Genomic DNA, 14,596 nt, shown 5'->3' with positions numbered 1-14,596 from the left:
CATTGCGTTTATATAGACTGTCTTGTTCAGCAAACAGAAAAGGCATCCAATCGGATGCCTTTTTAGTCTGAGCTAAACAAACTGACCCAAGGTAGGCCTGGCCTTTAATGGTTGGCTTGGTAGACGCTCTCTTTAATGGTCAATTCAACCTCAGGATAAAGCATGGTGTAGAGCAGTTGGGCCAACTCTTTGCTTTTTTCTTGGTCACATTCGCCATTTTTATCTAGGTAAGCTTGCTGTTTAAGTGTGTTAAACATGCTTGCAAACACCCCTTTATCAAAAAACTCAGGGGCATTAATACCGTGTAATCGTCCCAGTCGTTGGGCGATGTCTTGGCTTTTCTTTTCTAGATCGGCTTTACCCAGTTCAGGATCTTCCGAGAGCAAGTTTAAGGCAATGGCATAACGTTGTAAGGTTTCGGCAATTGTTTGACCAAGCAGCACCAGTACTTGAGTGTTTGCTTGGTTGATGGCAACGTTATCTCCCTCAATGCAAATGTGACCTTGACGCGATAACTCTTCAATGTAGTTATTCACCACATCCGCCAGATTGTCATCTTCAATGCTCAAAAAGAGTTCTTGTTTTAAGAATGGGTAGATTTGCGCGACTTTGCTTTGAATGCTTGCGACAGACAGCTGCTGATTACGGACCAGTAGCTGTGCAATCAGTGACGGAATCGCAAATAGGTGAATGATATTGTTACGGTAGTAAGTCATTAACACCGACTGATGGCGATCGAGTGACACGATACTGCCCATGCTGTCGCTATCAATGACAAACTTATCCAACGATTCCGCATGGCTCACTAACTCTTCTGCGCTTTCTGAAGGCATTGTGAACGTTGAAGAATAAGGAACGTTCTTTAAAAGAGATAGGTAACTGTCTATTTGGTTGATCAAACTGTCTCGAGATAATGCTCTTTGACGCGATGCCAACAATGCAGTCGCGCAAAGCGTGAGCGCATTCGCTGCCGCAGCGTCATTGATGTTCGTCATCATCTTATTTGCAAGCTTACCCACCACTGGGTTTATCCACTGGGGCTTACTTCCACCGAGTGGATCAATATCTTGTGTCCACTCAGGGGCATGTTCGTTAAGGTATTGATTCAGAGGTATCGGCTCACCAAAGTTAACGTAGCCTTTACCAAAATTTCGCAACTTACGAATAGTGCGCAGCACTTGGCCTGCGTTTTCTTTCTCTTTGTCTTTGCCTCGAAGCTCTTTAGCGTAAGTGCTGACTTCCATAACGTGTTCATAACCGATGTAAACAGGCACTAGCGTTACTGGGCGGTTTAAGCCACGAAGCATCGCTTGAATCGTCATCGCAAGCATACCGGTTTTCGCTTGCAGCAAACGACCAGTGCGTGAACGCCCACCTTCACTGAAGTACTCAACGGAATAGCCTTTACTAAACAGCTCTGCGAGATACTCTCGGAAAACGGTAGAGTACAGTTTATTGCCTTTAAAACTACGGCGAATAAAGAAAGCACCACCGCGTCTGAAAATTGGCCCAGCAGGGAAGAAATTGAGGTTAATACCCGCAGCAATATGAGGTGGCACCATGCCTTCATTATACAGCACATAAGAAAGCAGTAAGTAATCCATATGGCTACGGTGGCACGGGACGTAAACAATCTCATGGCCGTCTTGTGCCAGTTTTCTTATCGTCGAGGCATTGGAAATATTGAGCCCCTGGTAAATACGATTCCACAGCCAGCGCAGAGTGCGTTGACCTAACTTGATCAGAGAGTAAGAAAAATTCGCCGCGACTTCTTCCATAATCGCATGCGCTTCTTTGCGTGCTTTTTCGATTGGAATATTTTTGGCTTTGGCTTCTTCTTCAATCGCTTTTTCAATCGCTTGAGAGTTGAGCAAACGTTGAAACAGTGCCTGACGGTTAGGTAGATCGGGCCCTGAGGCTGCCAGTTTTTGGCGAGAGAAGTGAATACGCGCCACTCGCGCGAGTTTATGAGCAATGGATGCGTCTGTACCGTGAGAATCGGCCATGTAACGAAGCGACACGACAGGGCTGAAACGGACCAGACAGTCCCGGCCAGAAAGAATAACAGCCGCTGCTTTTTCTGGGCCATTTAACGCTTGAAGATACGGTTTTGTGTGCTCTTCTTTCCCCGGTTTTCTGCCCCACAATACGGTTGTAGGAATAATTTGAACATCGAGATTACTGTCAAATCGGTGGAGCTCAAGCAGTGACGAAAACAATGAGATCGACGTGTTGGGTACGTCTTGATTACGTTGAACTAATGTTGGGCGTGACGAGGTAAAAACATAGCGAGGGAATGATTGACCATTAATCATAACAGGGCTTAGTGGGTCGGGTAGCCCAAGCTCTAGAGCGTGTTTTTGCAAGGTCAGGAGATCGACACTGGAGCGAAATGGCAGCGCATAAACAATAGGCTTGTCGATATCAATATTATGATCGTCAATAGGGCTTGAAGGAATTGCCGTCCCTTTTACCAAAATAGATAAAGGTAACTTAAGTAATGTTCGTGCTAGCGATTGTCCTGAAGACATAAAGGTTCATAGCCTCTTGTGTTTCAAATAAGCATAAGCGAATTTCCAGTGATTTGTTATTGTAACGCGAAGTGGAAAGTCGCCTAAGCAGGTTACTTAAAAGAGCGGCAAGGATAACAGAAACTGGTCTAACCTTTTAATTATATTGTAGGTCGCGTGGTCATATTATTGCGAAATTTTGATGGATGAATGCTTTCAAAAGTGAACAGAAGCACAAGATAAAGCCGCTATGGATTGAGACGAAAACACGAAATATTTAAAAAACAGTCAATTATCTTTTCATTTTATGACTTACTGGATATACTCACAGTTAACTGTATAAAAAGACAGGTGACTTATGAAGCCGTTGACTGCACGCCAACAAGAAGTATTTGATCTCATCAAACGTAAAATTGATGATCATGGAATGCCACCGACTCGCGCTGAAATTGCGCGTGAATTGGGGTTCCGTTCTGCTAATGCCGCAGAAGAACATTTAAAAGCGCTCGCTCGTAAGCAAGCGATAGAAATTATCCCCGGAGCGTCGCGTGGTATACGCATTTTATTAGAAGCTGCGAATGAGGAAGAAGGTTTGCCACTTATCGGACAGGTAGCGGCTGGCGAACCGATTCTGGCTCAGGAACATGTCGAAACACACTATAAAGTCGATGCCAGCATGTTTAAACCACAAGCTGATTTTCTGCTTCGAGTTAATGGCGAAAGTATGAAAGATATTGGTATCATGGATGGTGATTTATTGGCAGTGCACAAAACTCAAGATGTGCGAGATGGCCAAGTTGTCGTGGCACGAGTGGATGATGATGTCACGGTTAAACGTTTAGAGCGCAAAGGCGCAACGGTTCTGCTTCATGCTGAAAATGAAGAATTTTCTCCGATTGAAGTGGATTTGACCGTGCAGCACTTAGCCATTGAGGGTATTGCCGTCGGAATCATTCGAAATACCGACTGGATGTAACCTCTCACGGAGCGGATCCCCGTATCCGATTTGAGAAATGGCCTGGCGATACTCTCAATAGCTTGTAAGTTTAAATGATATTCATTATCATCTTCTTTCTGGGTTCATAAGGAAGATGATAATGCCTCTTACATCCCCCTCTTCAAAACGACGCCATCAAATCCCCACCGATTTGTTCCAACCATTATGGCTGCGTAGCCGTGAAAGCTTTGTTGATGATGGCCTTATTTATGACCCCATTGCGGCTAATGCTTGTCGCTACTGCCAATTATCTCCTGAGTGTTTATCTGGTGATATTGATCAAAAGCAGCTGCTTCATGCAACTCTCACTCAACTATGTGACCTACAAGTCAATGCCTTTATTAAGCGTAGCCCTGATGCTTGGATCATTAATGTTGGAGCAGGCTTAGATACTCGATTTTATCGCGTTGATGATGGGCTTTGTCATTGGGTTGAGCTCGATATTACCGAGAACTTGCTGTGGAGAGAGAAGCTTTTTCACAAGAGCGAACGCTATTTGCATCATTGTGGCAGTGTCGACGATTTGCAGTGGCTTGATCAACTGCCGATTCCTAACCACGCTAATGTGATGATTGTCTGTGAGCACGCATTACTTGATCTTAGCCATTCCCATGTTGCCAAGTTTGTTCAAGCGTTAGGGCGTCATTTTGATAGCGCAACCGCATGCTTTGTAATTGCAGGGGATAAGACGTCGACGCATTTAGGAAAAAAGCTCGGGTCTGGTACGTATGCGCATGGGTATGATCACCCAGGTAAATCGATACTGAATTATTTACCGTGGGCACAGTCGGTAAACATCTTGTCGCCATTAGACAAAAACTGCAGCCGCTGGAAGTTTTGGCAGCGCTGGATCACGAAGCTCCCATCACTCAAGCAGAGATTAACCCCAGTAGTAGTTCAGCTTCGTTGGTGATCCAGTTACACTTCACTCTCTACAAGTGAGGTGACTGTGATTTCCCAATCGATTCAAACGTTAAGTACGCTCTATAAAAGCCTAAATAACCTGTCTCTTCACAAGAGAGTGTTGTTACTCGCCATTCCTATGGTGCTTTCTAATATTACCGTTCCTCTTCTTGGGTTAGTCGATGCCGCCGTTATTGGCCACTTAGAACAGGCTTGGTATCTAGGTGGTGTGGCATTGGGCGGCACCATGATCAGTGTGACGTTTTGGCTGCTCGGTTTTTTACGAATGTCCACCACTGGGCTTACCGCGCAATCTTATGGCGCGGATGATAAGCAGCAACTGGCGTTGGTGTTTATTCAAGGCGTTATGATGGCCTTTGGGTTTTCCGCCGTCTTTTTACTCGTGCACGGCAGTTTGGCGGACTTAATTTTTTCATTAAGCAGTGCTAGTGACGAGGTGAAACATTATGGTCAGCAGTATTTTTCTATTCGCGCTTGGAGTGCTCCGGCCGCTTTAGCTAATTTTGTGATTTTAGGTTGGCTACTGGGCACTCAAAATGCCAAAGCGCCAATGTGGATGGTGATCATTGCTAACGTCACGAATATCTTACTCGATGTCTTATTTGTCATAGGCTTTGATTGGAAAGTCGAAGGCGCGGCTCTCGCTTCTGTTATTGCGGACTACATGGGGCTGGCTTTCGGTCTATGGTGTGTTTATCGCACTTGGTGTGCTCGTCATTTACCGTCTCCTCGATCGATCCTGCCCAAGAGTGGCAATAACATTGGACGCTTTGTTAAGTTAAACAGAGATATTTTTCTACGTTCGCTGTGTCTTCAAGCGACATTCAGTTTTATGACTTTTCAAGGCGCAAGTTTTGGTGATGACGTTATTGCTGCGAATGCGGTGCTCATGAGTTTCTTGATGATGATCTCTTACGGGATGGATGGCTTTGCTTACGCCATGGAAGCCATGGTGGGGAAAGCGATTGGTGCCAAAAATAAAAAAGAACTGAATCAGTCACTGATCGGGACTTTTTTTTGGAGCTTGATCATTTGCATAGCTTTGACCCTTGTTTTCTCTCTTTTTGGATCGGCTCTGATCAGTTTGATCACCGATATCCCAAGCGTCAAAGATAACGCTCATATCTACTTACCCTGGTTAATTGCGATGCCACTCACTTCTATGTGGTGCTTCTTGTTTGATGGCATCTTTATTGGTGCGACAAAAGGGAAGGAAATGCGTAACAGCATGTTCGTTGCGACGTGTTTTTTCTTTGCTGTGTTTTATTTAACCAGTGAGCTGGGTAACCATGCGTTGTGGTTAGCTATGTTGAGTTTTATGGCGATGAGGGGATTGGGTTTAGGGATGGTATTGATCGTTCAATGGCGTCATGGCGTGTTCTTAAATCAAAAAACCGCAGAGTAGGATCTGCGGTTTCGCTTTGTTTCTGTTTTTTGTTTCTGTTTTTAGTTTCTGCTATTCGCAACCGTCACTTGCTTTAGTGACGTGACATGTTTTGCGAGGTTAAGACGTAAGGCTAAAATAATCGATTCAACCCGTTAAGCGCAGCCACACGGTATGCTTCAGCCATAGTCGGATAATTGAATGTCGTATTGACGAAGTATTCAATGGTATTGGCAGGCCCTTTCTGTTCCATAATTGCTTGTCCAATGTGGATAATTTCAGCAGCACGTTCACCAAAACAATGAATACCCAGAATGGCTTTTGTCTCTCGGTGGAAGAGTATTTTTAAGCTACCGATATCTTTTCCTGCTATTTGAGCTCGAGCGAGGTGCTTGAACGAGGCTCTACCCACTTCATACGGTACTTTCGCTGCGGTGAGTTCTTGTTCGGTTTTACCTACTGAGCTGATTTCTGGAATGGTATAGATACCTGTTGGAATATCTTCAATTAAATATCCAGAGGCTTGCCCTTGAGTAATCGCTTGAGCCACAAATCGGCCCTGATCATAAGCCGCACTCGCTAGGCTTGGATAGCCAATAACATCCCCGACCGCATAGACATGGTTAATGCTGGTTTGGTAATTACTGTTCACCGAAACTTGACCACGAGAATCCGCCGCTAAGCCAACGGCGTCTAGGTTCAGTTTATCCGTGTTACCCGTTCGGCCATTGGCATACAGTAAACAATCGGCGCGCATTTTCTTTCCAGACTCAAGATGAACAATGACACCATCGTCGGTAGGCTCAATTTTTTCGAATGTCTCGTCATTTCGGATCACAACACCGCTATTCCAGAAGTGATATGAGAGGGCATCAGACGTTTCGTTGTCCAGAAAAGACAATAAGCGGTCACGAGTATTTATTAGATCGGTTTTGACGCCAAGCCCTCTAAATATCGAGGCATATTCACAACCAATAACGCCAGCACCGTAAATGATGATATGACGAGGGTCGTGCTCTAGGCTTAAAATTGAATCGCTGTCATAAATACGTTGATGGGTAAAGTCGACATCACTCGGTTGGTATGGGCGCGAGCCAGTCGCGATGACAAATTTATCGGCGGTGTATGTTTCAACGGTACCATCAGCTTGAGTCACATTGATGGAATGCTCACCTGAGAACTCTGCCGTGCCAAAAATCAAGGTACAATCATTTCTGTCGTAGAAGCCTTGCCTAAGCCGAGTTTGCTTATCGATCACGGACTTAGCATGGTTTAAAATGTTAGAGAAAGTCGAATGAATGCTGCTGTTGTTGTGGCAAAATAGTGGGTTACTATTGAACTCAATAATACGACTTACGGCATGTCGAAGGGCTTTCGATGGAATGGTTCCCCAGTGTGTACAACCGCCACCGACACTGCTCTCTTTTTCTATGATAGCGACATTGAGCCCCGCTTTAGTTAATCCCATAGCTGCACCTTCACCACCAGGGCCACTACCGATAACAATTACATCAAAGTGGTTGCTCTGCGTCATAGATCTCTTCCTTGTTATATTCTTTTACATTGCTGTAGCGAGATTTTAACGCATATTACAGATAGGTAAATATATTCGAGACGAGAGGGTCGAAGAGATCACGGACGTAGATCTAAAAACAGCATGAGAATGGCGTCGCTTATACACTTTATTTTATAAGATGCCCGACGAGGTTATTGATACTCAGAGGTTTATGAGTAAGGATACCTTTCCTGTCGACGTAAGATTTTAGTTGAATATTGGGTTTATGAGTAACGTCGCTTCGCGTTATAGTAGGGTGGATAAGATAATGACCAAAGTAGTCCAATCATGAAATCGCTAGGAATTCGCGCACAGCAAAAAGAGAAAACTCGCCGATCACTGATTGACGCGGCATTCAGTCAGTTGAGTGCTGATAGAAGTTTTTCTAATTTAAGTTTAAGAGAAGTCGCTCGAGAAGCCGGGATCGCGCCCACGTCTTTTTATCGTCATTTTAAAGATATGGATGAATTAGGCTTAACCATGGTCGATGAAGGCGGTTTATTGCTACGTCAGTTGATGCGGCAGGCTCGTCAGCGGATTGCAACCGAAGGAAGCGTGATTCGTACTTCGGTTGAAACATTTATGGAATTTATTGAAAGTAGCCCTAATGTTTTTCGTTTATTATTAAGAGAGCGTTCGGGAACGTCTTTTGATTTTCGTACTGCCGTCGCCAGAGAAATTGAACATTTTGCGGCAGAGTTAACCGAATATTTAACCAGTACCGGAATGAGCAAAGAAGAAGCACAGACTCAAGCGCAAGCATCGGTGACCTTGGTTTTTAGCTCCGGAGCTGAAGTGCTTGATTTGTCGGCTCGTGAACGAGATGAGCTTGCTGAACGTTTGATTATGCAGCTAAGAATGATTGCAAAAGGGGCATTCTGGTATCGCAAAGAGCGAGAGAGAAAGCGAACAAAAAGCAGGGAGGATTAATGTCAAATTCAGAAAATGGAATGGAGCCGGGTGTTCACTTAGACCGCGGCTCAGAACGAAAAACGTTAGTATTGGCGTTGGTTGCAGGTATGTGCGGTGATGCATTACTGTCTTGGATGACGATGAGTGAAGTGAGCTTTTCTATTTTTCCGATCATTGCGCTCGTATTATCGGTACAGGCACTATACCAAGAGTATCTGCGTCACCCGGTTTCAGAAGATATCCCATTGGTCGGTTTAGCCTGTTTCTTTGTGGGTGGGTTTGGTCACTCTGCCTTTGTGAAAGCACAGCACCCAGATGCAGGATCTAACTTGTTTGCCATTGTCGTGGTGATGTTACTCATGCTTTGGATAGGTAAAAAACTGGGCTTTATTGGTAAGCCAACATAAGTTGGTATACAGAGATGTGTAGACTGATACTTGAGAGTTATAAAAAACGAGCCAAACGGCTCGTTTTTTATATCAGGCTGAAACCCGCTGGGTCTATGGACTGAATCTATGCTTTGCGTTCCAGTAACACGCCCGCTTCCATGTGGTGGGTGTATGGAAGTTTGTGTCCAATAAGATTTATTACAGTCCATGTTTTTCACTTAAGTTACTGTTACTAAGGGGTTCTCTCTATTTGGTTGTCCAGTGGAGTTCTAGATAATACAATAGGAACTCACCTGTTCCCGTACCCTGAGCCGTACCCAGAAGCATAGGTTTAATATAATGACAAAGAGAATTAGCAGCAATGCCACATTGCAAGCGTTGAAGCCTCAAGATAAAGAGTACATGATCCCTGATAAAAAAGTTGAAGGATTAAATATCCGTGTTCGTCCCACGGGAACAATGACCTGGACCTTTCGCTTTCAAATAGGTAAAAAACACGAAAAGATTTCAATGGGTCGATACATAAAGTCGAAGCCTCAAACGGGTATGACTTTAGAGCAAGCTAGAGAAGAAGCGGGTCGTTATCGTAGTTGGTTAGAAAATAACAAAAATCCTAAACTTGAGCTAGTTAGAGAAAAGCGAGAACAAGAGGCAGCAAAAACTTTCCATGATGCATTTGTTAGTTTTGACGCTATACACTTATCGAAACAGTTACGAGGAGAGCAGGCTAGGACGATTTACTTACGAGATGTGAAACCGTTTATTGGTGACGTCAAATTAGATGATCTTAATATTATGGATCTAAATAGAGTATTTGACGCTAAAACTGATCAGTCTGGGCAGCGTATGGCCGGAGCTATAGGCGCATGTCATAAAGTGATGAACCAAATCATAAATCATGCGTTAGCTCTCAATATGCTTGAGGTGCACCCAGCCCCACAACTAAAAGCAAAAGATGTAGGAGGCGGTTCAAAAATAACTAAAAGAAATTTGAGTTTTAATGAATTAGAATTACTACAGTCGAGTTTAGAATCGTGGAAGACTAACACCTCTAATATTCGGCTAATTAGATTTTTACTTGGTTGTGGTCAGAGAATACGAGCTGTTTTAGAAATGAGATGGGAAGAAGTAGATTTGAAAAATAGAACTTGGATTCTTCCTGCAAGTTCAAAAGATAGGCATAGTAAGAGTCCAGAAAGTCGAAAAGTTCCATTGAGTGACTATTTGATTGAATTGCTTAAAGAGCAGCGAAAAGAAATTGCTAATAGTAGGAAGTTAGTTTGGCCTCAATTAAACTCAGATAAAGTACAAGAATCATCAGCTATTAGAATTATTATTAAAAGAAACCTCCCAGATGGAATAGAACCATTCTCACCTCATGACTTACGTCGAACCTTTATTAGCCGATGCAATGAAATGAAGCTTGATATAGTCGCAGTCGAAAAAGCTGTCGGGCATCAGTTACCTGGTATGTTACGAGTCTACAATCACTACGACTACTTTGATGAGCAATTGCTTGTAATGCAGGCGTGGGGAAGAAAGTTACAAGCTCTTGCCCCTAAGAAGAAAGAGACGATATCGCCGACAAAAGCAGCTTTTTTACGTCGACACTTTGGTCTTTAAACTGCTATTTTTGCTACGAATAGCAAAAATAGCAGTTTTACGGAGAAGCTATCGATGGAATTTTTTAGACTTGTAAATATAAAGAAAAACAACGATTGTAAAGAAGAGTTCATTAAGAGTTTATCAGTATGTGAAAAGCATGAGATACCACTTTATTACATATTACCAACTGGCTATCACCTATGGCAATTTATCAGCTGGAGTCAAGAGGATATTAAGGGGAAAAGTGGTGGACATAATCTAACTATTGAAAAAGGTGTTAGCGAACAAGCTAAGTATATAATAAAATTAAAAAAAGACGATATCGCTAATATATTAACCTGGGAAAGTGCTGCTTTCATTCATTGCTCTAAAGTTGCTATTTTAACAGGAAGAGATTTTGAAGTATTACCGAAAGAGTCAGCGTTTAATAAATGGATGAGGGCTGAGGATATTCGAGAGTATTTAAACACCCCTGGGTTGATAAAAAGCAAAAGACTACCTAAAGAAGAAGATTATCAAAATAAAAACCATCCGATAGAATATTTTTATTTTAAAAAGATAAGTTTAAAAAATAAATGTGAGAATTTTGAGCCTGAAATAATTGAATTTGAATTCAATAATATTCTGGTCTTAAATGAAGATATAAGTAAAGTTTCAAGCCTTCACCAAATACCACAACTTTCAGAAATTCCTGAAAACAGCCCTTACTATATACCAGATTATTATCGAAGTTATAACTCACTTTGTAAACTAGCAAGAATTGGTTTTGGTATTTTTGAGGTAAAGACGATACCAAAGCCTCCAACAGTACGTGACGGTGGATTTTTGTTAGAGGAATATGGGTTGTTCAGACGAAAAAACACCCCTCCAAAATCGCCTAAGAAGCCAAGTAAAAACGCTGAATCTGGATATGCTTTTATCAATGCAGAGTTCGGTAAAGGTCGTGGTAAAAGCAAACCCGAAAATCAAAGGGTTAACCCTCAGATACAACACCTCTTTCCTCCCTTAGAAAAAAGGGACAGTTACAGCGCTGTAAAGTCTCAAGTCCAAAGTTTGGAGCATAGTGAGGATATGGAAGCTTTTGCATTAGCTCTCATGAAAAATAAATTTTAATTTTTTAAGGTTTTTAAAGTCTTTGTTTTATAAGGTTTTAATTGAAAGTGGATTAATGGGGAGAAAGGCGGGGCATTCACTCCCCCTATTTTAATGCCGAGAATAACGATAGCTTTGTCCGTGAATTTTGAACTAAAACGGAGCTTGAAAATATGGCATTACCGCTATCTCAACAAAACCAAAATCAGATCTATCGTATTAATGACCTGACTCAGATCACGGGACTTTCTAGATCGTCTATCTATGACAAATTAAGCCAACAGTCCCCCCGCTATGATCCTATGTTCCCTAAATCGATACCGCTTGGTCCTAGAGCAGTTGGATGGTTATCATCCGAAGTTTATGCGTGGATAGACTCTAGAACTAGAGCGAGTCAGTCTGATGATGAGGGGGTCATTCAATGAGCAATGTGCTTCCTATAGGCCTTCATGGTACAGCTTGGTTTCCTTACCAATCCGTGCCGCCTTACTTCAGAAACGATTCTACTTTCTATAGAGCTTTAGACAACCTAGAACAGTTGACTCAAACCCCAAAGGCAATGAATTTGTCAGCAGCTCTATCCGCGGCCTCAACCTCCCTTCAGGGACTAGTGGATGTGGAGAATCCATTAACAGGCAAAGCAGGTCCAATTTCTTTGAACATATTGACTGTTGCGGGTTCTGGCGAGCGAAAATCGAGTCTTGAATCGAAAGTAATTAAAGGACTCAAGAGGTTCATGCTTGATGATACTAAGCGCTTAAAGCGAGCCTTAGTTAAGCATGCCCTAATCATAAGTGAATATCGAGAGGTAGAGAAGTATTTAATGCAAGAAATGCTTGATGCTTCTAATGAAGAGAAAGACGTTGCCATTGAAAGGCTTGTCGATCATCAATTGAACGAGCCGCAAGCGCCTAAGCCGAGAATTATCCGGTTTGAAGACGTCACACCACAGTCCTTACAAGCTGAACTGCAAGGTATGGGAGCTAATGCGTTACTTATTTCAAGTGAAGGAGCAAAAATCCTAAATTCTTTATTAATGAGGAACACTAGCTTCTTGAACGACATTTGGTCTGGTGAAGATACTAGAGTGAGCCGAAAATCAAGTGATGATATTACCATTGAAGATGCTCGCTTGACCGTAGCGATCATGACTCAAGTAAGTACCGTGAAAAAGTTTATCACAAAATCTACAGATGACGTTCGGGATAATGGCTTCTTCGCTCGTTTCTTACTCTGCTATCCGCCTTCAAACTGTGGCAACCGTCAATCGTACGGCATAAAGATTCCAACGGAAGCAATAGATGAATTCAATGAACGAGTCTACTCATTACTTCAGCTATTGCCACTAGAAATCGACGAGCGCGAACGAAGAGTTGTTTCCTTCTGTTATGACTCGAAAAAAGTGCTCACAGAGATATCAAATGAAATTGAAACCGGGATGAAGCCAGGTGGACGTTTTGAGTTTGCTAAAGATCACGCATCCAAATTGGTTGAAAACACAGTTCGTGTCGCTGCTATATTGCATTGTTTTGAAAACTACTCAGAGGATGAAGCTCTCTCAGAGATACCGCTCTCAACGCTCTGGAATGCCATCAACATTGTGGCCTATTATTCTTCTGAGTTTATGGGGCTGTTTTGTCCACCACCAACCCCTCCGCAGCATGTGCTTGATGCGGAGGTATTAGCCAATTGGTTAGTCCAAAGGTCAAATGCAGGAACTCGGTATATCAAAAACAACTACATACTCCAGTATGGTCCTAATTGTTTACGAAAGAGTAAAGCTCTAAAGGCAGCATTAGACTATTTGGGGCCTGATCCTCGGTTTTCACAGCTGTTAATCGGCAAAACGAAGGTCATCGATCTATATCCTACATATGCACAAGATTTAGCTAAGCAGCAGCTTGATTTATCAACGGTCGAGCTGCCACCTACACCACAATACTAAATTCTTAGGTTGGATAAAAACTCAGTATCTCAGGTTTATCCAGTAATTATTGGAAGCTGTATTATGGGGAACCCAGCAAGGCTAAAGAAGCCTACGGTTAGTAAAATAGACAAAGCAATAAAGTATAAAACTTTTAGTGTTTTCATGATTGTTCCTATTTAGGTTAAATGATTCATATTAATTAACTTCGGAGTGGTTTGTATTACTGCATTTGAAGATATTTTATAGGAATAATAAAGATTAACTTTAATTTATTGACTATATATTGGTTCGGTTATTGGTAATATATAAATAACGCTTAACAGTAATACATTACCAATACTTAGTAATAATATTATAACAATTAATAGTAGTAGTAATAACTGTAATACTTATAACCTTCAATAGAGTGTGATAATACGTAGTCGTGACTAATGAACAAGAATACATCAACAATATATTAAGGGGAATAATATTAATGGAGGGGGATATGAATAACATTGACTACCCTATATTTACTCAATACACACATAACAGGGCTTACTTATTATCAATACAAAGAGTATTTAATAAAGCAATAGCCAATAACAGTGCACGTGTTTTAGTGTTTCGAGTTGATTTACGCTTACCGTCAACCTGCTCTATTGATGGTTATGGTTTATATGATTTGAATCCGATGACGCTATTTATAGAGTCATTACGCAGTCAAATTGAAGCTGAACGTAAACGTAAGCAACGTTTCGGTCAAAAGGTACACGCATGTCCAGTGCGTTACATTTGGGCAAGAGAGCGTAAGAGTGCTGATAAAGATCATTATCACGTAATGATATTGGTCAGTAATGAGTACTACAGTGGCGTGGGCGATTATACGAGGCTTAATCCTGAGCATTTGAGCGGTAAAGTCTACACGGCTTGGGCCAGAGCCATGCAGAACATGGAGAGGCGGTTATTTCTATTGCCATTGTCAGATGACGTGGAAAATTACATGACGCTGGTGGAGTTTCCAGATAAAGCGGGATATGTGATCAGACGTAATCAGTGTGGTTGGCAAGACAAGTTATTCGATGCCTATGGGAGGGCAACCTACTTAGCCAAGCTATACACGAAGCACTATGGCGAAGGATATCGTTGTTTTGGAACAAGTAGTAATTAATAAGGGGGATTATTTTTAACAACTGCGTATCACGTACACATTTTTATTTCGGTCGAGTGTGTTTATTCAAGACTGTCAGCAATAGCGCTCAGTGAAAGAGAAATTGTATTTCCTTTAAGCACAGCCGTTCATAAACATTACGTAGACAATA

The 14,596-nt window shown here is 42.2% G+C and carries 12 protein-coding genes; 10 read left to right on the top strand and 2 right to left on the bottom strand.

Annotated elements, in window-relative coordinates:
• Window positions 1-104: 104 nt before the first annotated feature.
• On the bottom strand, window positions 105-2,531 hold the full coding sequence (gene plsB, locus QF117_RS20420) for a glycerol-3-phosphate 1-O-acyltransferase PlsB (protein ID WP_282387923.1): 2,427 nt from the start codon (window positions 2,529-2,531) through the stop codon (window positions 105-107).
• Between the two features lie 337 nt (window positions 2,532-2,868).
• On the opposite strand from plsB, the gene lexA reads away from it, so the two are divergent.
• The 3 genes from lexA (at window position 2,869) to dinF (ending at window position 5,836) form a co-directional block, all read left to right on the top strand.
• The gene (gene lexA / locus QF117_RS20415; protein ID WP_282387922.1) at window positions 2,869-3,486 is read left to right on the top strand and encodes a transcriptional repressor LexA; all 618 of its coding nucleotides are present in this window, start codon (window positions 2,869-2,871) and stop codon (window positions 3,484-3,486) included.
• Between the two features lie 121 nt (window positions 3,487-3,607).
• Complete coding sequence (locus tag QF117_RS20410; protein WP_282387921.1) at window positions 3,608-4,420, top strand: class I SAM-dependent methyltransferase; 813 nt, start codon at window positions 3,608-3,610, stop codon at window positions 4,418-4,420.
• 36 nt (window positions 4,421-4,456) lie between these two features.
• Window positions 4,457-5,836 (top strand): MATE family efflux transporter DinF, encoded by a 1,380-nt coding sequence (dinF, locus tag QF117_RS20405; protein WP_282387920.1) that lies wholly within the window; start codon window positions 4,457-4,459, stop codon window positions 5,834-5,836.
• A gap of 112 nt (window positions 5,837-5,948) precedes the next feature.
• Here the strand turns inward: dinF and sthA are convergent, their stop codons facing one another.
• Entirely contained in the window at window positions 5,949-7,349 is a 1,401-nt protein-coding gene (gene sthA, locus QF117_RS20400) for a Si-specific NAD(P)(+) transhydrogenase (RefSeq protein ID WP_017038496.1), read from the bottom strand.
• 309 nt (window positions 7,350-7,658) lie between these two features.
• Between sthA and fabR the strand changes: the two genes are divergently transcribed.
• The 7 genes from fabR (at window position 7,659) to QF117_RS20365 (ending at window position 14,445) form a co-directional block, all read left to right on the top strand.
• A complete protein-coding gene (fabR, locus tag QF117_RS20395) occupies window positions 7,659-8,300 on the top strand; it encodes an HTH-type transcriptional repressor FabR (protein ID WP_017036875.1) in 642 nt (213 codons plus the stop codon).
• Window positions 8,300-8,689 carry a YijD family membrane protein gene (locus QF117_RS20390; RefSeq protein ID WP_017036876.1) on the top strand — a complete coding sequence of 130 codons (390 nt, stop codon included), beginning with the start codon at window positions 8,300-8,302 and terminating at the stop codon, window positions 8,687-8,689. The genes fabR and QF117_RS20390 overlap by 1 nt, the downstream gene beginning before the upstream one ends.
• Before the next feature lie 321 nt (window positions 8,690-9,010).
• Window positions 9,011-10,294 carry a site-specific integrase gene (locus QF117_RS20385; protein WP_282387919.1) on the top strand — a complete coding sequence of 428 codons (1,284 nt, stop codon included), beginning with the start codon at window positions 9,011-9,013 and terminating at the stop codon, window positions 10,292-10,294.
• A 54-nt stretch (window positions 10,295-10,348) separates the two neighbouring features.
• The gene (locus QF117_RS20380; RefSeq protein ID WP_282387918.1) at window positions 10,349-11,389 is read left to right on the top strand and encodes a hypothetical protein; all 1,041 of its coding nucleotides are present in this window, start codon (window positions 10,349-10,351) and stop codon (window positions 11,387-11,389) included.
• 152 nt (window positions 11,390-11,541) lie between these two features.
• Complete coding sequence (locus QF117_RS20375) at window positions 11,542-11,793, top strand: AlpA family phage regulatory protein (protein WP_282387917.1); 252 nt, start codon at window positions 11,542-11,544, stop codon at window positions 11,791-11,793.
• The gene (locus QF117_RS20370) at window positions 11,790-13,313 is read left to right on the top strand and encodes a YfjI family protein (protein ID WP_282387916.1); all 1,524 of its coding nucleotides are present in this window, start codon (window positions 11,790-11,792) and stop codon (window positions 13,311-13,313) included. Before QF117_RS20375 ends, QF117_RS20370 begins: the two co-directional genes overlap by 4 nt.
• Window positions 13,314-13,782: 469 nt before the next feature.
• A complete protein-coding gene (locus tag QF117_RS20365; protein ID WP_282387915.1) occupies window positions 13,783-14,445 on the top strand; it encodes an inovirus Gp2 family protein in 663 nt (220 codons plus the stop codon).
• Window positions 14,446-14,596 lie beyond the last annotated feature (151 nt).

The organism is Vibrio sp. YMD68 (assembly GCF_029958905.1).
Classification (GTDB): domain Bacteria; phylum Pseudomonadota; class Gammaproteobacteria; order Enterobacterales; family Vibrionaceae; genus Vibrio.
The sequence above is the reverse complement of the archived record's forward strand: the minus strand, read 5'-3'. Positions and strand labels throughout refer to the sequence as shown.